Origin of the sequence: Paenibacillus sp. J22TS3 (assembly GCF_018403205.1) — a bacterium.
GTDB lineage: Bacteria > Bacillota > Bacilli > Paenibacillales > Paenibacillaceae > Fontibacillus > Fontibacillus tuaregi.
On the sequence record NZ_BOSF01000003.1, the window covers coordinates 532,584 to 558,818 of the forward strand.

28 protein-coding genes and 1 other annotated feature are annotated in these 26,235 nt (G+C 48.4%); of the genes, 3 read left to right on the top strand and 25 right to left on the bottom strand.

Annotation, left to right across the window (positions count from 1 at the left end; all coding sequences use genetic code 11):
• Positions 1-79: 79 nt before the first annotated feature.
• The 7 genes from KJS63_RS12115 to KJS63_RS12145 all read right to left on the bottom strand — a co-directional run bounded on the left by KJS63_RS12115 (position 80) and on the right by KJS63_RS12145 (position 7,033).
• Positions 80-406 (bottom strand): ArsR/SmtB family transcription factor, encoded by a 327-nt coding sequence (locus KJS63_RS12115; RefSeq protein ID WP_213619360.1) that lies wholly within the window; start codon positions 404-406, stop codon positions 80-82.
• A gap of 366 nt (positions 407-772) precedes the next feature.
• Positions 773-1,600: a TIGR02452 family protein gene (locus KJS63_RS12120; protein ID WP_213619361.1), complete on the bottom strand. Its 828-nt coding sequence runs from the start codon at positions 1,598-1,600 to the stop codon at positions 773-775.
• Positions 1,590-2,162: a riboflavin biosynthesis intermediates N-glycosidase gene (locus KJS63_RS12125; protein WP_213619362.1), complete on the bottom strand. Its 573-nt coding sequence runs from the start codon at positions 2,160-2,162 to the stop codon at positions 1,590-1,592. Before KJS63_RS12125 ends, KJS63_RS12120 begins: the two co-directional genes overlap by 11 nt.
• Positions 2,162-3,052, bottom strand: coding sequence for an NUDIX hydrolase (locus KJS63_RS12130; protein ID WP_213619363.1), 891 nt, complete (start codon positions 3,050-3,052; stop codon positions 2,162-2,164). Before KJS63_RS12130 ends, KJS63_RS12125 begins: the two co-directional genes overlap by 1 nt.
• A gap of 34 nt (positions 3,053-3,086) precedes the next feature.
• Positions 3,087-4,094, bottom strand: coding sequence for an AAA family ATPase (locus KJS63_RS12135; protein WP_213619364.1), 1,008 nt, complete (start codon positions 4,092-4,094; stop codon positions 3,087-3,089).
• A complete protein-coding gene (gene pnuC, locus KJS63_RS12140) occupies positions 4,091-4,768 on the bottom strand; it encodes a nicotinamide riboside transporter PnuC (RefSeq protein WP_213619365.1) in 678 nt (225 codons plus the stop codon). The genes KJS63_RS12135 and pnuC overlap by 4 nt, the downstream gene beginning before the upstream one ends.
• A gap of 162 nt (positions 4,769-4,930) precedes the next feature.
• On the bottom strand, positions 4,931-7,033 hold the full coding sequence (locus tag KJS63_RS12145; RefSeq protein WP_213619366.1) for a TerD family protein: 2,103 nt from the start codon (positions 7,031-7,033) through the stop codon (positions 4,931-4,933).
• Between the two features lie 480 nt (positions 7,034-7,513).
• Here KJS63_RS12145 and KJS63_RS12150 point away from each other — a divergent pair, with 480 nt between their 5' ends.
• On the top strand, positions 7,514-8,587 hold the full coding sequence (locus KJS63_RS12150) for a hypothetical protein (RefSeq protein WP_213619367.1): 1,074 nt from the start codon (positions 7,514-7,516) through the stop codon (positions 8,585-8,587).
• 109 nt (positions 8,588-8,696) lie between these two features.
• On the opposite strand, the gene KJS63_RS12155 is transcribed toward KJS63_RS12150, so the two are convergent.
• Both KJS63_RS12155 and KJS63_RS12160 read right to left on the bottom strand, forming a co-directional pair.
• The gene (locus KJS63_RS12155; RefSeq protein ID WP_213619368.1) at positions 8,697-9,599 is read right to left on the bottom strand and encodes a methyl-accepting chemotaxis protein; all 903 of its coding nucleotides are present in this window, start codon (positions 9,597-9,599) and stop codon (positions 8,697-8,699) included.
• 150 nt (positions 9,600-9,749) lie between these two features.
• Positions 9,750-10,466, bottom strand: coding sequence for a MerR family DNA-binding transcriptional regulator (locus KJS63_RS12160; protein ID WP_213619369.1), 717 nt, complete (start codon positions 10,464-10,466; stop codon positions 9,750-9,752).
• A gap of 161 nt (positions 10,467-10,627) precedes the next feature.
• Here KJS63_RS12160 and KJS63_RS12165 point away from each other — a divergent pair, with 161 nt between their 5' ends.
• Positions 10,628-11,497 (top strand): alpha/beta fold hydrolase, encoded by an 870-nt coding sequence (locus KJS63_RS12165; protein WP_213619591.1) that lies wholly within the window; start codon positions 10,628-10,630, stop codon positions 11,495-11,497.
• A 6-nt stretch (positions 11,498-11,503) separates the two neighbouring features.
• Here KJS63_RS12165 and KJS63_RS12170 read toward each other — a convergent pair whose 3' ends face one another.
• The 13 genes from KJS63_RS12170 to KJS63_RS12230 form a co-directional block, all read right to left on the bottom strand.
• The gene (locus KJS63_RS12170; RefSeq protein WP_213619370.1) at positions 11,504-12,001 is read right to left on the bottom strand and encodes a DoxX family protein; all 498 of its coding nucleotides are present in this window, start codon (positions 11,999-12,001) and stop codon (positions 11,504-11,506) included.
• 51 nt (positions 12,002-12,052) lie between these two features.
• On the bottom strand, positions 12,053-12,514 hold the full coding sequence (locus KJS63_RS12175) for a DUF2269 family protein (protein ID WP_213619371.1): 462 nt from the start codon (positions 12,512-12,514) through the stop codon (positions 12,053-12,055).
• Positions 12,511-13,128: a TetR/AcrR family transcriptional regulator gene (locus KJS63_RS12180; RefSeq protein WP_213619372.1), complete on the bottom strand. Its 618-nt coding sequence runs from the start codon at positions 13,126-13,128 to the stop codon at positions 12,511-12,513. Before KJS63_RS12180 ends, KJS63_RS12175 begins: the two co-directional genes overlap by 4 nt.
• A 215-nt stretch (positions 13,129-13,343) precedes the next feature.
• Positions 13,344-13,790, bottom strand: coding sequence for an SRPBCC family protein (locus tag KJS63_RS12185; RefSeq protein ID WP_213619373.1), 447 nt, complete (start codon positions 13,788-13,790; stop codon positions 13,344-13,346).
• A 15-nt stretch (positions 13,791-13,805) separates the two neighbouring features.
• Positions 13,806-14,237 carry an SRPBCC family protein gene (locus KJS63_RS12190; protein ID WP_213619374.1) on the bottom strand — a complete coding sequence of 144 codons (432 nt, stop codon included), beginning with the start codon at positions 14,235-14,237 and terminating at the stop codon, positions 13,806-13,808.
• Positions 14,234-14,740: a MerR family transcriptional regulator gene (locus KJS63_RS12195; RefSeq protein WP_213619375.1), complete on the bottom strand. Its 507-nt coding sequence runs from the start codon at positions 14,738-14,740 to the stop codon at positions 14,234-14,236. Before KJS63_RS12195 ends, KJS63_RS12190 begins: the two co-directional genes overlap by 4 nt.
• 210 nt (positions 14,741-14,950) lie before the next feature.
• Positions 14,951-15,295, bottom strand: coding sequence for a zinc ribbon domain-containing protein YjdM (locus KJS63_RS12200; RefSeq protein ID WP_213619376.1), 345 nt, complete (start codon positions 15,293-15,295; stop codon positions 14,951-14,953).
• Positions 15,296-15,543: 248 nt separating this feature from the next.
• On the bottom strand, positions 15,544-15,909 hold the full coding sequence (locus tag KJS63_RS12205) for a GntR family transcriptional regulator (RefSeq protein WP_213619377.1): 366 nt from the start codon (positions 15,907-15,909) through the stop codon (positions 15,544-15,546).
• Entirely contained in the window at positions 15,909-16,559 is a 651-nt protein-coding gene (locus KJS63_RS12210; RefSeq protein WP_213619378.1) for an ABC-2 transporter permease, read from the bottom strand. The genes KJS63_RS12205 and KJS63_RS12210 overlap by 1 nt, the downstream gene beginning before the upstream one ends.
• Positions 16,559-17,407, bottom strand: a complete 849-nt coding sequence (locus tag KJS63_RS12215; RefSeq protein WP_213619379.1) for an ABC transporter ATP-binding protein — start codon at positions 17,405-17,407, stop codon at positions 16,559-16,561. Before KJS63_RS12215 ends, KJS63_RS12210 begins: the two co-directional genes overlap by 1 nt.
• A 158-nt stretch (positions 17,408-17,565) precedes the next feature.
• Complete coding sequence (locus tag KJS63_RS12220) at positions 17,566-18,951, bottom strand: MATE family efflux transporter (RefSeq protein ID WP_213619380.1); 1,386 nt, start codon at positions 18,949-18,951, stop codon at positions 17,566-17,568.
• Between the two features lie 95 nt (positions 18,952-19,046).
• Entirely contained in the window at positions 19,047-20,249 is a 1,203-nt protein-coding gene (locus tag KJS63_RS12225; protein ID WP_213619381.1) for a macrolide family glycosyltransferase, read from the bottom strand.
• Between the two features lie 194 nt (positions 20,250-20,443).
• Positions 20,444-21,487 carry a zinc-binding alcohol dehydrogenase family protein gene (locus KJS63_RS12230; RefSeq protein WP_213619382.1) on the bottom strand — a complete coding sequence of 348 codons (1,044 nt, stop codon included), beginning with the start codon at positions 21,485-21,487 and terminating at the stop codon, positions 20,444-20,446.
• A gap of 125 nt (positions 21,488-21,612) precedes the next feature.
• Here KJS63_RS12230 and KJS63_RS12235 point away from each other — a divergent pair, with 125 nt between their 5' ends.
• Positions 21,613-21,990 carry a winged helix-turn-helix transcriptional regulator gene (locus KJS63_RS12235; RefSeq protein WP_213619383.1) on the top strand — a complete coding sequence of 126 codons (378 nt, stop codon included), beginning with the start codon at positions 21,613-21,615 and terminating at the stop codon, positions 21,988-21,990.
• A gap of 82 nt (positions 21,991-22,072) precedes the next feature.
• Here the strand turns inward: KJS63_RS12235 and leuA are convergent, their stop codons facing one another.
• The 3 genes from leuA to KJS63_RS12250 all read right to left on the bottom strand — a co-directional run bounded on the left by leuA (position 22,073) and on the right by KJS63_RS12250 (position 26,219).
• Positions 22,073-23,749 carry a 2-isopropylmalate synthase gene (gene leuA, locus KJS63_RS12240; protein ID WP_213619384.1) on the bottom strand — a complete coding sequence of 559 codons (1,677 nt, stop codon included), beginning with the start codon at positions 23,747-23,749 and terminating at the stop codon, positions 22,073-22,075.
• A gap of 79 nt (positions 23,750-23,828) precedes the next feature.
• Positions 23,829-24,092 (bottom strand) — a binding site (T-box leader).
• A gap of 128 nt (positions 24,093-24,220) precedes the next feature.
• Positions 24,221-24,988, bottom strand: a complete 768-nt coding sequence (locus tag KJS63_RS12245) for a class I SAM-dependent methyltransferase (protein ID WP_213619385.1) — start codon at positions 24,986-24,988, stop codon at positions 24,221-24,223.
• Positions 24,989-25,265: 277 nt separating this feature from the next.
• Entirely contained in the window at positions 25,266-26,219 is a 954-nt protein-coding gene (locus KJS63_RS12250) for an alpha/beta hydrolase (RefSeq protein WP_213619386.1), read from the bottom strand.
• Positions 26,220-26,235: the final 16 nt, after the last annotated feature.

Here is a 26,235-nt window from a genome sequence, read left to right on the forward strand (position 1 = left end):
TAATAAACGCCCAGAGTATAAGAAAAAAAGGGCTTCATGGCGAATACCTCTCCATTAACCCTTTATTACAGCTGGTTTGTTATTCATTTTTGATGTTCTCCAACAACGTGATAGTATCAATAAGATGATTATCAAAAATCTGCTTTGCTACTTTTAACAAGTCCTTAATTAAGGGGTCCCTTAATGAATAAATGACCGATGTTCCGTACTTGGTCCCTACAACAACGTTCTTATTCCTGAGAACGGCCAGCTGCTGCGACACCGCCGAACCTTCACTGCCCAGAATGGCCTGGATCTCATTCACGGTCTTGTCGCTTTCCGACAATATTTCAAGTATTCGAATCCTTAATGGGTGTGCTAAGGCCTTGAAAAATTCAGATTTGAATTGTGGGACTTCCTGAATCATTGTATTCTCCCCTAATATTTGAAGATTTGAATATAAGCTATCATATCATACTGCATGGCGAATGAATAACCTGAAGCAAGACATATAAAATGAACTTATGAAAGTTACACTTCTCGGGTGCTGCGATGCCGAGTGTTCTTTAAGGCCGCTGTTGTCTCCGAAATGCTTGAAATAAATATCCAAGTAGGGGCATTTCGGAGACAAAGGCGGACGCTTCGCTTCTTCAGAATCACTCGTCCTCTCCGCTGAGATCGGTATATTCTAAAGTTCATTTTATATAAATTACCCGATATGAAAAAAAAAGAGAAATCATCACGATTTCTCCTTCTCTATACATGGCATCTGCCTGGACCTTTGCCAATATGCTCAGTCATTAAACGCCCCCTTAAACGCCTGAATGGTCTTACCATCCCTGGAATTATCCAATACCGCGAACCGGATTTCGGAGAACAGCAGCCCAAAGCCCTCATCCTCAAGCAGCTCGCGCCACCACCCGGCGACCTTGACCGGATCGTTGCGGAATACACCGCAGCCATAAGCCCCCAGGATGAGACTCTTATCGCCCTTATGTGCAAATATCGCCAGGGCGAGCCGCATCCGGTCCTTCATCACACATTCCGCCTCTTGTGGGTCCTCGCCTTTGAGTAGAACCTGCCCATAGTTCACAGCCGGCAGGGTCAGGACCGAGGCAGTCACAGGCTGCTCGATAAGGTCAAACCGTGGATTACGGAAAAATACCACGTCCGGCGAATAGATGGCATGATCGGTGTACATCATCGATTTGCAGGCCCGGTTGGCTTTATAGTAGCCCTCGTTACGCAGCTGAGTTGCATACAGCCCGCTGGAAGCGGCAATACTCTCCTCCTGGGCCATGGCTCCGTTCAGGAACCCGCCTCCAGGGTTCTTCGCACTGGCGAAGTTCAGCACGCCAACGTGCGGCTTGCCTGCCGTCGCAAAGTCCAAGACCGCCTTCACCGTTGCCTCATTGGCGACGGAATAACTGGCCGTCTGCGGCAGCCGGGGCAGCTCAGCGCTGCTCCGTACGAGCTCCGCTCCCTGTGCAGGAGTGATCAGCTCGCTATTCTCCTCCGAATGCTTCTGCGCCGCGGCGAATTCAACTCGTCGTCCCTCATATTCATAGAAGCCCATCTGCTGGATTCGCAGAGTGTCCTGGGCAATTCCTTTACGCTTCATTTCCAGTCCCTTCTTTCCTCATCAACTCGTCCCGGGCCTCGCTCAGCGCGAAGCCCAGCAGATTTCTCCCCCGCCACTTCACGGGATTCTCCGCGTCCGGATTGGACTGGCCCATCCCAATTCCCCAAATCCGGTCCCGTGGGCTGGCTTCAACCAGAATGCGGTTCTTCGTTGACCTTAGGTAGCGCCCAAGCTCCTCATTCTGTGAAAATTTGGCCAGACTGCCTCTAAGGACAATACCGTAGCATTCTTTATCCCAGATATCCTTGTCAAAATTCCGGACCGCACGCCCATAAGCCTTCATCTCTTTGGGATGTTTGGCCTTCAGAATCGCTTCCAGCATCTCCTCATCCCCGAACAGCCGGGCTTTCTCCGCCATCATGAACTGCTCGGCACAGGAGTACAGCGTGCCGTCAACCTCAAACGGACTCATCCACCACTGACTGAAGCAGCTCTTGTCTACGCCTCCGTCCTTTGGCGGAGTATGCCCCCAGAAGAACACGTACTTGAACTTTTCGCCCGCATTATAAGCCCTTCTTAACTCCTCAATATTGTAGATCATCAGGTCTCCTCCCAATTTCTTCGATACAAGCGGGATGGCCGGTGCCCCGCATTCTCTGTGTAATGGTCTGTTTCGGCCACCAGATCCGTCACCTTGCGGCGGAATGCAGCCTTCAGCAGCTCTTTATCCAGGATCACCTCATACACCATCTGCAGCTCCGTCAAGGTGAACAGCTCCGGCATCAGATGCAGTGCGAGGTCCGTATAATTCACCTTTCCGCGCAGACGTTCGATAGCGTAGGCAATGATTTTGGCATGGTCAAAAGCAAGCCCCTCATTGGTCACGATCGCATAAGCCGTTTCCGTTGAAGATCGCTTCACTGTCACCTTTCGCTCCACGACCGCCGTGAGCTCATCTTCTCCGGCACTCAGCTTGAGTTCATATTCCCATGTCTTGATGTGCCCTCCCTCGGTCATGTCCTTCCGCTCCCTAAGCAGCCGGTAGGTCACTTTAAACCAGGCGGCCTCAGCCGCATCGTCTCCCGCCTTCAGCTTCAATTGGTCGCTGTTGATAAGCGCCATGTAGCTGCAGCTCATCACCCAGGTGCGAGGGTCACGCCCAATATCGCTGAACGTATACAGCTGCTCCAAATAAACATTATCCACGCCGGTCTCCTCGCGCAGCTCCCTTGCCGCAGCCTGCTCCGTCGTCTCATCCGGCCGGACGAAGCCTCCCGGCAGCGCCCATTTGCCCAGAAATGGGTGCCCTCCCCGGCGAATGAGAAGAATGCGCAGCTCCTTGTCCGGAAGCTTGCGATAGTTATCTTCTTCCGTATCGGTTACGGTGAAAATCACCATGTCCGCTGCCACCGACGGCCGCTCGTAATCCCCAACCTGGTATCGTTCCAAAAACTCCCGTTCTGTAAGTCCATCGCGATCAACTATGTCCACCAGCTTTACCCCCTTGGTTATTTATCTTAATTACTCAGATCAGCCCGCCAAAATAATTATCGTAAGGCCGGAACTCCGCCAAGACTTCGTCTACCTTGCGCATCCGTTCCTCAAGGCTGCCCCGCAGCGTAATAAACGGAATCCGCCGCTGCTTCAAATCCGCAATAATCTGCTTGTGAAATATATGCCGCTTCTGATCCCCGCTGCGGTCCCACGTATCATCGTAAGGAATATCATCGTCGCAAAGGAAGAACAAATCATACCGCTGGGCGTTCTCCAGCGCGATCCGCGTTAACCGTTCCGGCGCCCGCCCATGATAATCCATGGCGAACATGTACGTGGTAATCGCATTCGTATCCACGAACAGGTAACGGTTCGCTTCCAGCAGGGCCTTCTCCTCCCGCTCCAGATGCCCGGCTGCAATCTCGTCGAACGCCTCGAAGCTGATTCTGCGGTCCACCTGGTGCTCGGTCCAATAATCGCGCCCATACTCGCTGGCAAATGTAGTCCCATACCGCTGCGCCAACGCTTCGGTGATCGTAGATTTGCCCGTTGACATCGCTCCCACAAACACCACCTTGGTGATTAAATCGCGGTACACGAAATCGCTCACGAATTCCCGGTGTTTATAAGGTTCGGACCGCACCATCGTCGCCGAGACCGGAACCCGTTTACGGGCTTCATCAACCCGCCGGTCCACCGCACCCAAAGCAATGCTCATATGCTCGCCGTAGAACTCGCTGGAGTAGAAATGGGTCACCTGTTCACCCTTCAGCAGACCGAGGATATACTGCTCCTCCCGGATCTCATGCTCCCGGTCATTAGAGTAGCCATCCGGCCCATCCCAGGCCTCAATCACCCGGACTGCCGGATAGAGCTTGCGAATCCAGCCCGCCCGGATATGAAGCGGAATCGTGGTGACGGTTGTCTCGTAGATCACCACAATCAGCTCATCGACCTCCTGCAGCGCCGTCTCAATCATGAACTGGTGGCCTTTATGCAGCGGGGCGAACTTCCCGAGCGTGAGTCCGAGTGTCTTCATACCGCCACCCCTTTAGCTCCTTTATTCCAATTGTAGTAGCCATAACCGGCGTTGATCAAATAAGCGCTCCACATCACAATCATCAGCAGGCCGTCTGCACTGCCCTCCAGCATCCGAATTACCCAGAGCACTACCGTGAACATATTGAGCACAATATAGACCAGCCATTGTTCCTTGAATCTTCTGACCATCAGAAAGGTAGCCACAATCGACAGCACTGTTGTAATGGCATCGATATAGGGCGAGTTCTGTCCGCGAATGAACGATAGCCCCAGCCCGAGCAGCAGGCTGCTTAACACACAGACGGCCGAGACAAGCAGCAGTCCCTTAAGCTTCATCTGACGCATGGACAGCTTGCCGTCCTGCCGGTTATTTTTCCACATGTAGAAGCCGATGACGTTCATAGGTACGAAGAAAAATACGTTCAGCATGACCTCTCCAAACAAACCATTCGTATAAGCCAAATAAGCGTAACCTACGGTATTGTACATGCCGAATACATAACTCATCAGGCTTCCCTTAGCCGCAAGTACCACGCACAGCACCCCTGTAATAAAGACGGTAAACCCGAATATAGAATCCTTGGAGGCTATCGTGAACCCGACTGCGACCAGGGTAAATAAAAGCAGCCATGCTAATTCGAATGCATTCCATCTGCCCGTAAATTTCTTCATCCTGCATCCCCTCAGCTTTCACCAGCTTATAGACTGTCGAAACTTCCAGTCTTTTCCTATTTATGAATTGATAATAACATATAGTTACTATCAAAGGCAATATATAAAGTTAAACAGCCAGTCCTCCGGAATTGCTCCGGCGACTGGCCACTTTTCTAGCACTTATACAAGATATTCGCTCATAATTAGCTCGATATCAAATGGAGTAACCCCCTTATCCACCGAGAATACCGATCCTGCCTGGTCCCTGGCATCTACCAACTCTCCTCTTGCCTGCGCATGGAGCATGAATAGATCGTACAGGTCCGGCTTCCGAAGGGCTGTCATCGCTTTGCCCATCAGGACCATCCCTTTCTGGTTCCCTTCCACATTGTTATAGTAGTAAGGATGTCTTGTCAGAGATAGATCGGTCCAAATCACGGTGCGCTCTACAAGATCCAGGATCACTGGGATGGCGATCTGTGTATCGGCAGTGACATCGATTTTATTGGCAACCGTCCTAGGCTCGAAGATTTCCCCCGAAGCCGGTTTCTTCCGCATCATCCAGCCCACAAAGCACTCCGGCAAATCGCAGTAAGGCTGGGTTGTGAACGAGTGAAGGGTTGCCACAATATAACGTCCGCCATAATCAACGATGGAAGGAATGTGCAGATCAATGAATTCGCACGCCCCCTGAGGCGCTGACACAATATCTCCGCTGTGCACGGCCCGGTACTTGGAAGAGCGCAGATTGGTATAAGAAATATGCTCCACATACTGCCAGTTGCGATCATACATAACAGCGGACAGGTCAATGTCCACGCGGCCCGTCGGCTTACCGTCCACCGTCCCCTCTTTCCACCAGCTGAAGAAACGGAGAGTGTCCCCCTCCATCATAGACACGCGGCTTCCCCGGACAATGGTATGCAAAGCTTTGCTGGCCGATCTTTGAGAGAACGGAACATGGTAGGACTTCAAGCGTCCGTCAATATAGGTCTTCCCCAGCGGGGGCAATGCGGAGAACCGCTGTATAAGCGTCTTTTCGCATAGTTCTATGATGTCTTGGCACGCCGCCTGGCTGATCGCCGGAAGCGTATTTGGGATCGCAAATGCCTTGGCCACATTCCCTTTTTGGAAAAAAACTCTAAGCTCCTGAGGCACATTACGACGGGCAAAATGGTTCTTCACCTGCAATAGGACAGGTGTGGATACTTGATCTGCGACTTCACCAAAAGCCAGCACCACATACTCGGGGTCTTCGGCAACCCGCAGCAGATGATCCAATCTTCTTGCGAATTCACCTGGGCGCTGCATCAATAAATCCATCAGAACCCAGACATTATGATACTGAAAGGCCAGTTCAACGCTTCCGTTAAACGTGGTAAAGGGCTTGTTGTTCCGTAAAATATCAAAGGCTTCCTCAGTCCGCTTATACCGGTGCCTGTATTCCGAAGGATGCAGAATTTCACCTAGGCGAATCCAGCGCTCTTTATAGCGGAGCATATCCTCCGTAATCTGTCCGCACTGCTCCAGTAATCCAAGCAGCAGCCGTCTCTCGGAGCGTTTGAACTTGCGGAAACGTGTGGCCTCGGCCAGGCTCACATCGCCCTGCGACCAAGCCACAGCCAGCCGGAGAACATCGGTTGCCGTCTTGATGTACCGGCCGATCAGCTTCACATTTGCCTTGTCGTGCTTCAACAGAGAACCTGCAACGAATCCCACATTCTCCTTGAACGGAATTTCGGAAGGGAGAATCTCATCCAGTTCTTCTAAATCCGCAAGCTCAATGGCAGTATCGATATTTTGTTTGTCTGTCTCGGAAATGGAACCCTTGGCCTCAATGAGCTGGCGGATCATCATATTGAATTCCGCTTTATTTCCAAGATCGATCACCTTAAGGCTTGCCGTGTCCAGCAGCGGAGGTCTGTCCGCCATCTTCGACTCCGGCAGCTCCAGGGTAAGATAGTGATAAATTGCGTTCAGATACAGATCCGCATCGTCTTCCTGCATCACCTGCAGCGGGAAGTCCTGATACATCGGTCTGTATTCCACATGGGCGCCTACAAGCACCTTAAGATCGGCAACCAGCTGATGATACAACGCTTTGAACTGCTCTCTGGGCAAGGTTCGCACTGCGCTTAGCAATGGCATGGAGAACGTATATCCCAGGTGTTCGATATTTTTCAAGGCTGCAGCCAAATAAGTCTTCGGGATTCGCTCTGCACCTTGTTCCCGGTTCACAATAATTTTGTTCGCTCTTCGCAAATAGATGGTATTGATTATCATAAAAGACTCCAGGAAAGCAATATCCCTAATTTCATTGGAAGTGAGTGTAGAAGGAAGGAATATTATAGCCTGGATGCCTCCTCTCTTGTAGACATCCTTCAGGAAAGCCGCGGCCCTAATTCACCAAATTGAAATAGAAGGAAGGACCGCAATAGCCTGAAGGTTGGTTAGAACGTTCGAAGTCGGGTGACTTGAACTTCTGATGTGTCCATCATCACATACCTCGGGGCCGTGCGAACAGGGTGGAAGTATTACGACTATTGACTTCGCTGGCATATTCGGACGCTGCGATGCCGAGTGTTCTTACAACCGCTGTTGTCTCCGAAATGCTTGAACTAAATATCAGTGGGCCATTCCCTACCCATGAACTAGAAGGAATGCTTCACCTTATGTCGAAGACTTTTTAGATGGAAATTAGAGTTCTTCCAGCAGTGCGTCAGTCGATTTGAATTATAAACGATCCGAGAGGGTATATAACCGATGAACTTTCAATTCCTTTTTAATGAATATCTGAATCAAAAATTCAACAGAGGACTGCCATCCATGCAAACGGACAGCTTCGAATACGCCCCTCTAGAGGAAGGCGGTGCAGAGTTATTATTGGTGGGGCATGAGAATGAATGGTTCGTAGAGTGGGCAGATGAATTGCAGCCGAGGGATCCCAATTACACTCCAAATCCGGACTGGAAGCCAGTGCTGTCGGAGGTTTTTGAACATCTGGATGTATACGATGAGCTGATATTATATTATCTGTTATTTACCATCAACTCGACAACGTCGGTTGTTAAGATCAATGCGTACAATGCCATGAATGACTTTATGAAACATTATTGTTTCTTTCAGTTAGCCCAATTGACGGACACCACCAGACTGGGCGAGGAACAGAAACATCAGCTCAGAGACTTTTTCTTCTTTTTCTATCTGTACGCCCACCCGGTTAATGAAGAGACCCTCTACTCTTTTTCATTTCGCGGGCAGGAATTGGTTCATACCAAAACCGGCATAAATATCGAACATTACTTTACTACATTTCACAATTACTACAGCCAGAATCATGACAAATATAGAAGTGAATTATGTATAGCCCCACATGAGATACAGAACTGCGGCAATCTCACGATGGATCTGTTAAGGACAATCGAAGGCAAGTCAGTAAGACTGGTAATGCCTCCAGAAGAAGGTCTAGAAGATATGCTGCGGCTGATTAATAACGTCGATGATTTGATCCAAATGTATTCGGAGAAGAAAACCGCATTATTCGGCATTATGGGAGAGTTCCTCGCTAGTCCTCACTCTAACCCTTACCGTGATCACATCTTTAGTACCCTGCTGCAGAATTATGTTACCTATATTCTTTATTTTAAGTTTGATGAGATTCACGATTTGGTTGATTACTTCAAAAGCACCCCATCCCGGTGCAGAATCATCCTCAATAAAATTTTTGCGGATACCATCTTCATTCAGAAGATCCTGAGACAGAACCATATCGATATTACCGGGTATCCAGATATCATTGAATTCTTCGACGAGAAGGCCCAGAGGATCTATTTGTAATCTAGAATCACTCCCCCGATCTCCTATCATACAGTTCAAAACAGCAAATTTAAGGCCACCTCCAGGGTGGCTTTGAAGCTAAAAAAAGCCCCTAATCCGGGGCGCAAAATTAAATCGTTTCAGTAACGGTTTGTGCCTGATCATCCAGCTTCTGAGCAAATTGACCGATGCTGCTGAAGTCTTCCATAGTTATACGAATTTGCTGCTGGCCTTCCATGATGGAATCTTGAATACGGACAATACCGTCTGAAATCTCGGATATTTCCTTCGTAATGCCGCTAATAGTCCCCTGAACTTTGCCGATTGATTCCGATACTTCATTAGACAGCTTGCGCACCTCAGCAGCTACTATGTTAAACCCTTCACCATGCGGACCCGCATGGGCTGCCTCAATGGCAGCATTCAAGGCGAGCAGTTGGGTCTGTGATGCAATATCGCGGATGGTCTGTACAATTCCCTGAATCGACTTCGTCTGGGCCTGCAGATCCTTAAGGGTGAGTGTATTACTCTCCGAAATCTCTGCAATCCGATCCACACTTGTCAGCAGCTCCTGACTCCGGTTAATTCCCAGCTCTGCCCGCTGGGTTAAGGACCGGGAAGTTGTCTCCAGTTCTTTTACCACTTCAGTCAGACTGAAATGTCGTCCGGTAATATCAACCGCAATTTTGGAAACTCCGATAACCTCGGATTCCTGCTCATCATATACCGGCATGTAAGTGGCTTCAAGCCACACCCGCCCACCACGGGAATTTCTCCGTTCAACCTTATCCTGAAAGCTGTGTCCCGACAACAGGGCTTCCCAGAACTGCTCATACTCAGGTGAGCTGACAAAAGAATCAAAACATAAATCCCGATGATTCATGTTCAGTAAATCCTCTGGGGAATATCCCATCGTCCGGGCAAATACCTCGTTAACATAGGCTACCTTCCGGTCAATGCCAAAACGGATCATTGCCAGATTCCGCTCCATCGCTTTGACGACCAATTCGTCCGTAACTGGTTGCATGTTCATAATTGAGCTTTTCGACCTCCACTATTAAATCAAATGGCGCATGAGTACAACCCTCAGCACTAATCTTATCAGTCTAACAACTTCATCTATACAATTAATATACATTTTGTTACAAGCGTATATAGATACCCGCTATATACAAGGGTCGTTTCATTCCACGTACGCCTCTCGATGCAATTCAATATATTTCATCAGCTCCGCGATGCCCTTGAATTGTTCCTCTAATCTGCCGTTTAGTCTCTGGATGGCATACTGAAAGGACTGGTCTATTTTCGAAAAAGACTGGGTTTCCAAGTCGTGCAGAAGGTCTTTCAAACTTTCAATGTAATAAATTGATTTCCGCAGACTGCTAATCACCAGAACCTTCCGCAGCTCGGTTACCGTAAACGTCCTGTATCCATTCTGCTTGTCCCGTACCGAATGAATAAGCCCCTCCCTCTCCCAATGCCGGATGGCAGATGTGTTCACTCCGGCAATTTCAGCGACCCTCCCGATAGTCATCGAATTAGATAATTTTATATTGCGGTATTGGCCGAAATCGGCATTTCTGACCATGCTCAATATTTCCTCAACCCGCTCTTTCTCTTTCTGGATCAGATACAGCTGGTGGTTTACGAGCCAGAGTGCACCGGAAACATCCGCCTCCTTGATTCGCCTCATGACCTCATAAACCACAGGTATCTCGTATCCCATTAATAACGACCGGATGGTGATAAAAGCCTGTAGATGCACCGGAGTATAAAGCCTATGGTTGCCTTCCGATCTTGTCACATCAGGGAGTAATCCCTGCTCCTCATATCGTCTTAACGTGGTAGTGCTTACGTTCAATTGTCTCGCAATTTGCGCAGGTGTGTATGTATCTGGCAATATTCCCACATCCCATGATTAAAGTGAAACCTTAAAGTGCTGCGTTAATATAAAAACCTCAAATCTATCGTATCACCGATGCTCCCCCTGCGAAAAACCGGAATATTGCATGAATGTTGTACGCTTGAAATATAACAATTTAGGAGTGATAAATAGTGACTGTGACGAAGAATGTAACTTTGAATGACGGGTCCAGCCTGGAGGTTGGCTTAACCGGAAATTCGGGTGGCAAGGTCATCATGCTGCCCATAGCCAAAAAGTCTGTTTTCGGCCAAGAAGCGGAGAATTTGAAATTGTGGGGGGTAGATCCTGAGCTGGGAAAACACTTTGTCGAAGGACTATCCAGTACATTTCAGGTTTTGTTTTTTGATTATGAGGGGTACCTGTTCGAACACCCTAAGCCGGATCAGCTTACCGCCGGGAACGTTGCATCGGATTTCTTACACATCGCAGATGCGATGAACGTTAACACATTCAGCTATTACGGCTACTCCTGGTTGGCGCTAGCAGGCCTGCAGCTCGCTATCCGTACGAACCGGCTGGACAGTCTAATTATGGGAGGGTTCCCTCCCTACCGTGGACCGTATCAGGAAATGCTGACCGTAACCACCAAATCTCATAAGCAAGCATTAAGTCAGATCTATAATGGGTCCCAGCCAGAAGTAACTGGTATTAACACCGAAGAAGTGGATTGGAATAACGTGCAGGTACAAATGGACCCCAATCAGACTAAGCAATTCCTGACCCTGTATCAGAGCTTAATGGACTTCGATGATACCCTCGTCCAGGACAAGCTGGTCTTCCCTAAGCTTGCGTTCGCTGGGGAGAAGGATACGATTGTGTATGGAGAGAACTTCGGGAAGGTCACCGTAGACATCGCAGGGTTATTGAACAAGCACAAGGAAGCATTAAAGCACTTTGGCTGGGATATTAGAATTCTAAAGGGAGAAATGGACCACACGAAGGCCATGCAGCCCGAAGCGGTTCTCCCCTTGATCAAACCTTGGCTGGTGGGAAAATTATTGGGATAGCCCTGGTTACGGGCGCACTGTATTTGTGTCTACCCCATTGGAATTCCGGCGCATAGGCCGATGACGAAGGTAGTAGATTAGGATGGCTAGGCTCGCGGACAAGAAGACGATCTGCATCAGGGTGCGGGGAAATAGAGCACTTTCTGGTTTCACCGCGAGGCCGGAGAGGGCGTAGTGAACATTTGCAGGGAACATGATGATCAGCAGAAGTGAGAGTCCTCCGGCTGCCCAAGGCACCGTCGGCCGCCACAGCACACCTAAAGCCCCCGCCAGCTCCAGCACTCCGGTAAGCGTCACAAGGAATCCGGGATAGGGCAGGTAAGGCGGCACCATGCTGATGAGCTCTTCGCGCATCCACACAAAATGAACCGTGCCCGTCAACATGAACATGGCAGCTACACCGCCCCGAAGCGCCACAGGCCAAGGCCTCAGACGTTTTACCCCCGCAGCACCCGCAATGAGAAGGGCTGCTGTAATCCCGATAAGAACAATTAACGGTTCCATTCGTCTTGTTACCTCCTCCGTTATGATTTGATTTTAGAGAGCATGCACCATCTAGAAACCCTTCATCACCATCAAATAAAGGATCACGATGGGCAGTAAAGTAGCGGCGGTGCCGTAAATAGCCCAGCTTCGGGAAGCACGGCGGTATACTGGAGAAATCGTGCCCTTCTCTACACAATCAGCACTAATTCGGATCATTTTACGCTGCAGCGGGATGAGAATGGCCAGCCAGATGAATCCGGTCACCGCGAGTAAAATCAAGGACACGGTAAGCCAGTTGATTCCGATGAGAGAGACACCTGATTCACCCGCCATTACACTGCCAGAGGCAATGATCAGCACGAGACCCGGAATGGTAAAAGCATAATCAGCCATCATGACATTCTTGGCCGCATAGTGGATAACCAGCGGTTCCCCCGTCAGATCAGCGCGGGTTTTCCAGAATGCCGCGGTAATGATATTTCCAGCCATCAATAACACCCCAATCAGGTGCAAGGTTAGCCACACATTCATATTCCTTCACCTCTCCCTGCACTGCCTTGATTCAGGATACCGCTTATAAACTCCGATAAATCCTGAGCTTTAAAAATGGCCCGGGCCTGCGGAATGCTTGAGCGGATTCTTAATCCAAGGGTCATCAGCGTGAACATATCCGCCGTTCTCTCCGCTTGGACTGTTTCAGGGATTACTCCATGCTTCTGCCCCGATTCAATCCACATCCTGGACAAATATACAGACCGCTCATAATACTGCTTGAGTGCTTCCGCAACCATAGGATCTTCTTCTTTGCCAAGCAGGTACAGCAGAACTTGATTCGTTACGTCATCCGGATTCTCGTAAGCCATGATGCTCTCTTTAATCTTCTGCATCGGAGCGTCGAAAGTCCGGCGTCCTTGATCAATCTCATTCATAAAGCTATCGTTGGTTTCTTCAAGGCGCTCCTGCAGCACCCAAACGAAAATCTCATTTTTACTCTTAACATAGTGAAAAATTGCCCCCTTGGACAGCCCGGACCTGTCCACGATGTCCTGCATCCGGATAGAATGGCAGCCCATTTCCTTTATTAAATCCTTGGTTGTATCCATCAGCCGTCTAATCGTCTGCTGCCTGCGCTCCTCTTGTTTCAACCTCTTCACCCCTCGCTCGCTGGAATTAAATTCTATGGCTTCATTATAAATACCGACCATCGGTTTGTAAATGGTAAAAGTATAATATTTTTATCTTTCCTGTCGCAAAAAGACAGCAGCAACGCGGTTAACATACCGATCTACTGCCCGCCCCGCCTTATAGCTAAACCCGGCACATGTGCCGGGTTTCTACTTTTCATTTATGTGCTATGGAGTTATCCTTCATTCACCAGCACGGCGTTCAGCCGGTCAAGGTTCTGCTCATTGGCTTCGGCGCACATCTTCTTCGATTGCTCGAAATCGGCAGCGTCCATAAATAGCTGACGGAACGTCATTCTTGTCCGGCCATTGTCCAGCTCCTCGAAGATGGCCGTCAGCTGAAATTCATGACCGGGTAAATGCCGGATCACGATACGCTCGGACGGCACGATCTCCTCAAACCTATTATGGTTCGCATAGTCTGTCCCATCAGGCCCGTGCATCGTAAGTCGCCACGTGCCGCCCGGCCTCAAGTCGAACTCGTGAAATGTATTGCTGAAGCCGTTCGGCCCCCACCAACGAGCCAGCTGGTCAGGGTCCGTCCAGGCTTCAAAGACCCGCTCACGTGGATAATCAAACTCGCGTGTAGAGATGAGCTCATTGTTACCTATGATAGCCGCCATTTAAAGATACCTCCCTTAGAGTGTTTTGCCTAATGCATCAAGCATCTCGTTCGTGCCCTGCTCGCGTATTTCCGGCGTATCGTGCCCGTCGAAGAACGCCCCCTGCTCGGTGAAAACCAGCTTCGTGCCGCTCTGGACCGGGATTAGCTCAATGGTTGTAAGGGAAGCGGAGATTCGCGTCTCATCCGAATCCAAGGTATAGCTATAGACGATGCGCTGCTCCGGCACAATCTCCTGGTAGCAAGCGTCAAAGGTAAAGACCGGTCCCTCAGGTGGACCCCCGCGGCTGTATTCGCGTCCTCCAACCCGGAAGTCAAGAATATCGGGCTTGGAGAACCACTTGGCTTTGGCAGCCGGATCGGCCCAGGCTTGGTATACTGCTGCAGGCGATGCCTCGTAGGTGCGCTCCACTACAAATGTGGCGTGTTTAACAAATCGTTCAGTCACGTTTCGTCCTCCTTAAATTCCAACTCTTCCTGTGCCTTGATCAGAAATTCTCCCAGTGCGCCCAGATGACGTTCCCAGCTCATCTGGCGCTCAAGAACCAGCTTGTCATGACTCCTCCTCATCGCCTGTAGGAGCTCAGTGAAGTCTTGAGCGGTGAGTTGATCTTGTCCCTGCATCGACTTGGATACATACTGAAGTTGTTCCAGGAGCTTTTGCTGCTGATGGATTTGTTCCTTAATTCGGGCGATCTGCAGGTTGACGATCTCAAGCGGGCTGATCTGATCGCCATTCAGAACAGACTTAATCTCATCAAGGGTTAAGCCCAGCTCCTTCAGCGATAATATCTGCTGCAGGCGCGACAAATCGGATTCATTGTACAGCCTGTGACCGCCCTCCGTCTGCCCGGATGGGGAGAACAGGCCGATCTGATCGTAGAATCGCAAAGTCCGCACGGTGAGCCCTGTCAATTTGGAAAGGTCACCCACCTTCCAGTGTTGTTTCATAAGGAACTCCTTCGTTAGCGCTAACTGTTTACCGGTAGCTTTAGTATAAAAGATGACGTTACGTAAGGTACAAGTAGATTTTTTAATTAGCCAGATGTTTTATGAAGTGCGCCGTTTGGAGAACCGGCTCTTTGCTATTCCGTTCGCCAGACTCTTAAATAAAAAAAGGGCTCAAAAAGTCCTTAATTCAGACTTATCAAGCCCCCAGCTTTATGCCTTCTTAACATATTCCGATTTCAATTGCATGGCTCCAAAGCCATCAATTTTACAATCAATGTTATGATCTCCCTCAACCAATCTTATATTTTTTACTTTTGTTCCGATTTTCAAGACGGAGGAACTTCCTTTAACTTTGAGATCTTTTACCACGGTTACAGAATCACCGTCGTTTAGAATATTTCCATTTGCATCTTTAACAATCTGTTTCTCCTCCCTATATTCAGCTTCTTCTAAGTCCGGTCTCCACTCATGGGCACATTCGGGACAGATCAATTGATTTCCATCTTCATAGGTATAAACGGAATTACACTTTGGACAATTTGGCAAACTGGACATGTATAGATGCTCTCCCTTGGGTTCTTTTATGTATTTGCTAGCTTTCATAATAACATAACGAAGCCATAGTAACGTAAATTCCTAAATAACCCATATGCCAAGCAATCTGGGCGCTTCCTATACATAAAAAAACAACCGCCACCGGCTCAAAGACCGAAAACGGTTGTTGCTTGGGAATATGAGGGGAGCGCCGCCCCCCGTTAGCTGGCTTGTTTGGAGTCCCAGATATCCGGTGCCGTCAGCTGGGCTCAATATATCTTTTTTAACAGCTCAATAACTTCATCCAAGGTAAGTCCAAACGATTTGTAGTATGAAGTGTCGTTAACCATTTGCTTCAGAATCATTTCGTTGCGCAGGCGCAGCTTCTCCTCTGATGAGAATTCGGCCACAAAACACCCTTTTCCCGTTATCGTATGAATCAAACCGCAGCGTTCGAGTTCCTCCCAGGCCTTCTTCACGGTGATGATGCTCACACGCAGCTCCAAGGCTGCTTGCCGGATTGGCGGCAGGCAATAACCGCTTTCCAACTCACCTTTCAGAATCTGAGCACTAATTTGCTCGAAGAGCTGCTGATAGATCGGTTTTTCAGATGTGCTCGAAATCGCTATGTTCATTATATCTCCACTTTAAGAAATCGTTTAAGCGCAATATGGTTAGCTATCATCGTAAATATTGTAAATATAACGACTCCTGCGATCAAGATGGATGCTTGAAGTCCCATGTTCTCAGCGCCCGCGCCATTAAACAAGTCGTATACGTAAGAATTCTGGATCCCCAGCCACTGCGCAATACCGGCAAAAAGCATAGCAGCCGTAACAGATGCTAGCATCGCCCCGCCAAATTTATACGCTGTCTTGTAATACATCGGTATAAAGATCAGATTAAAGATTCCCAGCATAACAAAGCAAAGTCCCCAGAATCCCAAATGTGGCGCGAAAAAGATGTATTTAAAACCCGGATACAAGCGCAGGCTTATCATGCCAAAAATCATGGCAACCACCATGTGCAATAATTCCAGAATAACAACAACGGTCACTCGTGCTTTTACAATATCCCTTTTGGTTACAGGCATCATGGCCGTAAAGAGCAAATCGTTCTGGGCTTTGAAGCCTCCAAACATATTCGGTACGGTTATCCAACAAAAATACAGAATGACAATAAAATATAACCACCCAGGCACAAGCATTAACGCGCCCAGCAGAGGCATGAAAAAAAATAGAGGACTTACCCCTAATTTTAAATCCTTCAGCACTAAATTATACATTAGATATTCTCCTTTTTCGCAAAATAAATCATGATTTCCTCAAGGCTCGGTGTGGCCGCTTTAATATCTGAAGATGGATCAAAGTCTTGAGAGTGGATTAGCCCTGTAAAGCCAAATGAATTTATTTTGTAGGAAATCAACTGTTCCTTGACCTGATTCAACTGACTTTCTGCACCATTTAGTAACCGGTATGACTCAACAAATTCCTCTTTCTCACAGCTGTTGATAATTTGTCCGTTATCGATAAAGGTAATAAAATCCGCGCACTTCTCCAAGTCAGACGTAATATGCGTAGAGAACAGGATGCTGATCTCGCCATCGACTACGAGGTTCTGGAAAATATCCAGTAATTCATCCCTTGCAATCGGATCCAGCCCGCTTGTCGGTTCATCCAGGATGATTAGCTTCGAACCATGAGACAAGGCAAGAGCCAGGTTATACTTCACTTTCATTCCCGTTGACAGCTCCGTAATTTTCTTATTCTCATCCAGTTTGAATCTTCTCAAATAGCTGTAATAGGTTTCATCATCCCAGTTGGTATAGAACCCCTTAACCACACTGGTCAGCTTCTTTATCTTGCTTCGGCTGTAGAAATCAAAGCCACCAAGTGCGTATCCGATTTCCTGCTTCAATTCGGTTTCGTACTCGGCAATGTTCCTGCCCAAAATATGCACCTCACCGCTATCCGGTTGAATCATATTCAGCATCGACTTGATTGTGGTTGTTTTCCCTGCGCCATTGGCACCGATAAATCCCATAATATAACCCTGTTCCAATTGAAACGATACATCCTTCAACTGAAAAGTAGGGTAGCTCTTATTTAAATTCTTAATGTTTAGTGCCAGCATAAAGGGCCTCCTCATAATTGTGTATATCGTATATGCACAATATAACATCCGAGATAGATTAATTCAAGGCCCTGATAAAATATTAAAAGAGCACCCCTGCCTGATTTACAGGAAAGGGTGCTCTTTAAATCAACTTTTACGAAGTGTAACCTTTAACCCTATGCCCCAATGGCGGTTTCTACAGTAGACACCGGTTTTACGAGCGCCTTCTTCTCCCAGGCCCGGCTTCTCCAGCGAAGCAGCATAATGACCCCGCGCAGCCATTCGTCCACTGCAAAAGCGATCCATACGCCAAGCAGCCCGATCTCCAAATGAACGCCCAGGAAATAAGCCAGCGGCACGGAGACACCCCACATCGAGAGCACACCCATCAAGACAGGAAAACGCGCATCCCCGGCGGCGCGCAGTGAGTTGATAATGACAATGTTGAAGGTCCGGCCAGGCTCAAGCACGATAGATAGCAGAAAAATCCCCGCCCCGGCGGCAATAATATCAGGGTCCTTCGTGAACATGCCAATCATTTCATGCCGGAATATCGCAGCCGTGCCGACAATGACCAGCGTCAGCACAAAGCTGATCCTGACGCTCTTCATCAGTCTCTGGTATGCCGCCTTCATCTCCCCGGCACCAACCATTTGGCCAACAATGATCTCCGTACCCGCACCGATCGCCATCGCAAGCGCCATGAAATAGTTCGATACATTCATGACGTAGACATGGGTGTTCAGCGCCGTGAGGCCAATCATATTAACAAAGCTCATAATCATGAGGTACTGCGACTGCCAAGAGAGATGCTCGCCCGCAGCCGGCAGGCCAACGCTCATAATCTGCTTCACATAGGAACCGTTCCAGGTCACGTAATCCTTACGGCGAATCGGCGCAGGAATCCGGCGGTACAGGATCACGAACAGAACGACAATGCCAAGCAACCGGCTTACGACCGTTGATATGGCCGCCCCCGTAACGCCCCATTGTGGAAAGCCCAAATTCCCGAAGATGAGCAGATAGTTCCCTGTCATGTGGATCACATTCACACCTAGAGTCACAAACATGACACTTTTGGTATGCCCACTTGACCGGATCACAGACGAAACCGCGTAGGACAGCGCTTCGATCCAGATAAACCCACCAATAATTTTTAAATAATGACTTGCGATTCCGATTTGTTCAGGACTTAGGTTCATCAGCCTGAGAAGAGGCTCTCCAAAGCTGACGAGTACAATGCTGACAATAATCCCGAAGATCAAGTTAATCGTAATAGCCAGCGCCGAAATGCGGCTCGCTTCCTTCTCCCGCCCCGCACCGATATACTGGGACACCGCAACGCTGGTGCCGATTCCGACAAATCCGAACATCAGAATGCAGAAGAAAATAATTTCGTTGGCCAGCCCTACCGCCCCCGTCGTCTTGTCGGATATGCGGCTTAACATAAATACGTCCACCGTACCCAGCATCATCCGAAGCACGGAGTCGATGAAGATTGGCCAGGTAACGGCAAAAAGACTAAGTTTTTTCCAAGATGGAATATGATCTGTTATGGTCACGTTGTACATGCTCCTATTAGGCCTATTTCTACTTGCTTACCCTAGTGTAGCGCCTGCAGGTAAATACGTCTATGGCCAATAGCTGCGGAATGAAACTAGATATGATATTGGCTTTTGAACGCGAAAATCTCATCAACAGCCTGCTTATAACCGCCTGATTGCTGCAGAGATTCCCTCATGTTTGCGGCGGCCTGCTTGAAAGATGGGTGACTTAACACATGATCCACCGCATCGCGCAGCTCATTTGCAGTTAAGCTGTGCATTTGTAAGGTCATGCCCGCTCCAATGCGAGCCACTTGCCCGGCAATCATCGGCTGGTCCGCACTCTGCGGAAGGACAATGAGCGGTACCCCGTTGTAGAGACCCTCATGGGTACTGTTCATCCCGCCATGGGTAACAAACAATTTAGCATGCTGCAGGACACCTGTTTGCGGAACGTAGTTTTTCACAATAAAGTTGTTAGGGACTTCCCCCAAATCTGAAATTTGGACATGATTCCCAATCGACATGACAACCGTATGTTCCGTGTTCCCAAGTGCTTCAAAACAAAGCTTATAGAAATCCACGGCTTGATTAAAAACCGTACCCAGTGAGATGTAAATGAGGCTGGTCCCCTTGATTACTGAAAAGTCGAAGCTGTCTTGAGTTAACCGTGAGGAGATGGACGGGCCTACGAATTTATAACTCTGGTCGAAGGCTGCTCCGTCTGGCTGGAAATCCTTTATTGTATATACGAGGTTAAGTGGGGCTGGATTACAGAACACTTCGTAAGGAGAATAAATCTCTATGCCATAGTTCTCCTTCACCATAGCGGTAAGATTCTGATATTTATCTTGTATGGATTCAACTGCTTCTGAAGGAGCCCCTGTAAAAGACTGCTCCACAATTTGCTCGAATGACACTTGGGTCTGGGCAAAAGAAGTGCACGAATTAACTGCCGGCAGCTTAAGAATCCCCGCAATCAAACGTCCACAACCAAACATGGAGTCATGGATAATGTAATCAAAATGCTCGTCCTTGATCTGTTCAAGCAAGCTAGGTATGACGATATCAGCCGTAAGGAGAAGACCGTTAACTCTTTCGAGTAAATATGTTCTTCCGCCTGAGATAAAGGCCTTGATAAATTTCTGATCGTCAAACGTCCGAACCGTGGCCCCTGTCTTCTCAATCTTCTCCCGATAAGCTTCGATGCAGAAGTACACAACCTCTTCCCCACGCGCAATCAGCTCCTGAACTACCCCAATCGTTGGATTGATATGTCCCTCTGACCCTGCATTAATAAATAAAACACGCGCCATTTCTATCACTCCTTAGGATATCGTTATAATCTAGTCTATATGAAATCCCTCCAAAAGCAGAGAATATTCTCGATCGATGTGACATTCAATTATAGAAAATTAATCAAAGAAAAGGCCATCCATTTCGGATGGCCTCGCTGTGAAGCCAGGCAGTCCTTTTGGGAACCAAACACGCCTACTTCATCTTCATAATATCAAAAGTTTTCTAAAACAATTTTTCCAATGGTCTGTCCCGTTTCCAACTTCTCATGCGCCAAACGCAGGTTTGCTGCATTGATGGGTTCTAGTCGTTCAGTTAGTGTAGTTTTTATTTTTCCATCATCGATGAGGTTTGCCAGTTCATTCAGCAATTCGTGTTGTTTGATCATATCTTTGGTATGATACAAGGACCGTGTAAACATGAACTCCCATACAAACGTTACACTTTTAGAAAACAACAAGTCCATTTTCAAGCTCCCCGCCCAGGTCTCCTTGTTTGTAGGTACGATAGAGCAAATTTTCCCTTGTGGAACAATAACCTCTGCCATATTTTCAAGATGTTGAACTGTATCATTCAAGCAAAAGATATAATCTACAGTATCCATACCAACCTCTTTGAGCTGGGGTTGAAAAGGCTCATTGTGATTTATGATAAAATCAGCACCTAAGCTTTTGACCCATTGAATGGACTCTGAACGAGAAGCCGTACCAATGACAGTCAATCCTGCTAATTTGGCAAGTTGAATAGCGATCGATCCTACTCCTCCAGCTGCACCGATAATCAGTATGTTTTTGTTTTCATTAGCGTGTAAGCTAATTCCTAAACGATCAAATAGGCCCTCCCATGCAGTAATCGAGGTAAGAGGTAATGCGGCGGCGGCAGCGAAATCCAAGCTGCTTGGCATATTTCCTGCAATTCGTTCATCAACCAAGTGAAATTCACTGTTACTGCCTGGCCGAGATACACTCCCCGCATAAAAGATCTTGTCCCCAGGTTTAAACAATTGGCAGTCTGGACCAACTTGTTCTACAATTCCAGCGGCATCCCAACCAAGAATTTTCGGTGATTCGGCTTCGTAGTTATGTTTTTCGCGAACGCCTACGTCTGCAGGGTTGACAGAGATTGCTTTTACACGGACAAGCAAATCGCGGCCAGTAGGGTTTGGCTTATCCAGATGAAGATCAATAAGGCTTTCTGGATTGGATATTGGGAGGTATCGGTAAGCGCCGACTGCTTTCATCTTTTGGTGTGTATTCATAGGTAATCTTCCTCTCACACAGGTATTGTTGTACAGTTGCATTTTAATCAATTCAATTACTTTAAGTAAGTACGCAGATTTTTATGGTATAGTATGAAAAATCAAACCATTGGGGGGATCAGCTGATGGGCGACCGAAGAAACAAATATGGAGTAAATCCGGATATGCAAGCATGTCCGGTCGAAACAACGCTGGATGTTATTGGGGGTAAGTGGAAGGGGATCCTTCTCTATCAGCTCTTGGAAGGAACCAAAAGATTCAATGAATTCCGGCGCCTTAATCCGGGAATTACGCAGTTTATGCTAACATTGCAATTAAGAGAGCTAGAGCGTGATGGCATCATCCATCGTGAAGTATTTAAAGAGGTTCCGCCAAGAGTGGAATACTCCCTTACTGATTTCGGAAGGACCTTGGAACCGGTCATAACCTCCATGAAAGCATGGGGGGAATCTTACAAAGAGCGGCTTAATGAAAATCGAACGGTACAAGGGGAGGAGGATTAACCCGAACGCGAAATAGAAAGGCCATCCCTTTTGGGATGACCTCACCGATTTCGATGGATGAAAGGTTACAACGTAGGTGTAATTAATTGTTCTTGTTCGAATTCCGGCTCATTTGATTCACCGCGCTGAACAAAGCTTTTAAAGACGAAGTCATGATATCAACGTCAATGCCGCAGCCCCAGTATACACTGCTGTCTGAGGCCGTAATTCCGATATAAGAGACGGCTTGCGACTTAGAACCAATCTCCAAAGCGTGCTCCGTATAGACCAGATCGCCATACTGCAGTCCGAGATAAGCTTGAAGCGCATTGCTGACTGAATCCAGTCTTCCGTCTCCGGTGCCTGTAATCTCCTGAACTCCGCCGTCCGTCTTCAGTACCACATTCGTCTCAAAGTTGTCTCCGTCATTAATCCGGTATCTAACCAACTCGATAGGCGAATTAATATTTACATATTCCTTGATGAAAATGTCGTATATTTCATTCGGAAGCAGCTCTTTCTGCTGGTGATCGGATACGTTTTTAACACAATACCCGAAGTGCTCGCGCATCTTCTGAGGAAGATCGAGACCATACTTTTGCTGCAGGATATAACCGATTCCACCCTTGCCTGACTGGCTGTTGATGCGGATAATATCGCCTTCGTATTGTCTGCCGATATCCAGCGGATCGATCAGCAGATATGGAACCGACCAATGCTGCGGCTCCTTCTCTTCGCGCCACTTCATGCCCTTGGCAATCGCATCCTGGTGCGAACCGGAGAAAGCTGTAAATACAAGCTCGCCACCATAAGGGTGTCTTTCGCTCACTTTCATTTTGGTCAGCCGTTCATACACGGAGAGGATCGCCGGGATGTTCTCGAAGTTCAGCTTCGGGTCTACCCCATGCGAGTACATGTTCAGGGCCAGTGTGACAATGTCCACGTTCCCCGTCCGTTCCCCGTTTCCGAACAAGGTGCCTTCTACCCGCTGGGCTCCGGCCAGCATCCCCAGCTCGGCGTCCGCCACGCCCGTTCCCCGGTCATTATGCGGATGCAGGGATAGAATAACATGCTCCCGGTAATTCAAGTGTTCACTCATATACTCAATCTGGCTGGCATAGACGTGAGGCATCGACATGGACACCGTTGCAGGCAGGTTGATGATCACCGGATTCTCCGCCGTCGGCTGCCATATGCCGAGCACCTGGTTGCAAATCTCCAACGCAAAATCAATCTCCGTACCTGTAAAGCTCTCCGGCGAGTACTGGAACTGGAAATTCCCTTCGGTGTCCGATGCGCACTCCTTGAGCAGCTTGGCACCGCTCACCGCAATGTCGATAATCTCCTCTTTCGATTTGCGGAATACTTGATCCCGCTGGGCTACAGAAGTTGAGTTGTACAAATGCACAACTGCTTTTTTCGCACCCTTCAGCGATTCAAAGGTTTTGCGGATAATATGCTCCCTCGATTGGGTCAGCACCTGAATCGTCACATCATCCGGGATCAAATTCTGCTCGATCAATGTCCGCAGGAAGGTGAATTCCGTTTCCGACGCGGCGGGGAAGCCGACTTCAATCTCCTTGAACCCGATTTCCACCAGCATTTTGAAGTATTCCAGCTTCTCCTCCAGATTCATCGGAACGATCAACGCCTGATTGCCATCACGCAGGTCGACGCTGCACCAGGTCGGGGCTTCGGTGATATATTCCTTGCGGGTCCAGTTCAAGCTTGCCTCCGGTGGCATAAAATATCCTCTGGCGTATTTCTCAACGTTTTTCATAGGTATCCATCCTTCCATCATTTTTGACATTGGTCATTACAAGGCAGGCTTAACGCAAAAAAAGCCTTCCGTCTCCATGAACAGAGACGAAAGACTGTGACATCTTACGCGGTACCACTCCGAATTCATGCCATAGGCATGCACTCTACAGATACGGGTTCCCGGGCTTGCGGATAACCTCATATCCTCCTGAAGATAACGGTCAGGACTCCGGCTCCGCCTACTTCTCGGGTTCAGCGGGCAACTCCAAGGTGAGTTCGGTTTCTCCTCGCGGCTGTTTCGCACCAACCAACAGCTCTCTGAGCGCTTAGAAAAGCGTACTATTCCTTATCAACGTATTAGGATATTAAAGCCATGCTATAACACCTGTGCCTCGTTGTCAATTGCCTTTTTGCAGTTTTATGTTTTTCCAGCACACAAAAGATCCCTGAAGGAGCATCTGCAACAATGAGACTCGACTCAGTCCATACGCTAACACAACGCTCTGGCCAGAAAGATGAACCGGTGCTGGGTCACTTCAAAATAACCCTGCTGCTTAATAAGCTGATGTATGCTGTACAGCTCATCTCTGTATTTATCGACTTCGAATTCCGGGACCTGCCACGGAATGGCATTCAAATAATAAACCAAAGCGCCGACATCATAGAATCGTTGACTAACAAACTGCTCAGACTGTTTCACCACTTCAAATTGATTCTCCCGCACTCCCTTCACGGCAGCCTCGAGCTTCCACTCCGCAAATTCACGGTTTAACGGTACGCCGAATCGTTCGTTGATCTCGTGACAATCCGTGCCTCCCGACTGTTGAGTAAGGAAGTAGCCGCCACCTGCGAGCACCCGCCGAACCTCCCGCGGCGAATATGATTCGTGCTTGTTCAGCACCAGATCGAACTGGCCGGTCTCAAAAGGAAGCTGCTCGTCATCCTGGACAGGATGGACATTCACACCCAGCGGCTCCAGTCGTTCCCTGGCAACGGACAAATTCGGCAGATAGCCCTCGGTTGCGCAAACGGATTTCGGCCACGGTCTCAACCTCGATAACAGCTCACCACCGCCGGTTCCCATATCGAGCATGGACCCGGCTTCCTGCATGAGCGGGATCGCCATACTTCCGTAAGACCATGCCAAGCAGTCGCTATTCATTCGCCCCGTTTCCACAATATAAGAAAAATCCCATCCTGAGAACGGATGGCTCGCCTGCCCGATCAAATATTCAAATTGTTTATCTTCTCTTCTCATCTATAAGTCCCTCCAATAATGTGATCTGCAAACTGAATATTACTTCATTTACAGATCCAATCCGGTGGGCCACGTGCATAAGGAGATAGGACTTAGTACTCGTGTTCAATCGATCGCATTGAAGATCTCCTCTCCATTGATACAATCACCTTTTGCCACATTAAACAAGTTAACGTTAGCTGATAATCTGATTTTATCATTTCAGGGAAGAAACCCCAACCATTGGGTTTGAATCGAAAACGGGATTCGCCAGTTAAGGCATCCCGGTTTTTGAGTATTATTGAAATCCGTCTTTCAGCCAAGCGCCAGCTAATGCCGTCGCACCGCGGGCGGCTAATGTATCCGCCAAAGCATTCAGCATGACGAAATCATGAATGATTCCTTGATAGCGCACCGTCGTGACTTCCACACCAGCCTCCCGCAGCTTATTCCCGTAGGCCTCGCCTTCATCTCGAAGCACGTCGGCTTCAGCCGTAATGACGAGAGCCGGAGGGAGATCGCGAAGCTGGTCGACGGAAGCTCTCAGAGGAGAGGTATAGATTTCATTCATCTCTTCCGGTTTGTTGATATACTGTTCCCAGAACCAAGCCATCCCATCACGGCGAAGGAAGTATCCTTCGGCGAATTCATGGTACGAGTCCGTATCCATTCCGGCGTCCGTAACCGGATAGAACAGCAGCTGACGTTTGATCTCGGGGCCTTTTCTTTCCTTAGCCATCAACGTGATAGCCGCTGTCATATTGCCGCCGACGCTATCGCCCCCGATGGAGATATGGTCTGAATTCAGGCCATGATCCCTGCCAGAGGAAGCGATCCATTGCAGTACAGCATAGATTTCTTCAAGGGCCGTCGGATACTTGGCTTCGGGAGACAAGCTGTAGTTGGGAAATACGATAGCGGACCCGCTTCTAACCGCCAGCTCGCGGATCAGCCGGTCATGGGTATGGGCATTGCCGAACACCCATCCTGCGCCGTGTATGTACAAAACAGTCTTGAGCAATTGTCCCGCCGTGTTCTTCGGACGCAGGATCCGAACGGACACTTGACCGCTTGGTCCGCCTGGGATGCTGAGCTCTTCTATGTCTACATCCTGTTTCTCGACATCTCCCGATTGAACTTCGTCTACCGTAACTCTTCCCTTCTCAGGTCCAAGATGGAATAAGTAGGGCGGATTCGCAGTAGCCTCAACGAATTGTTGTGCAGCGGGTTCAAGAATAATTTTTTTGGTCATGGTTTTCATTCTCCTC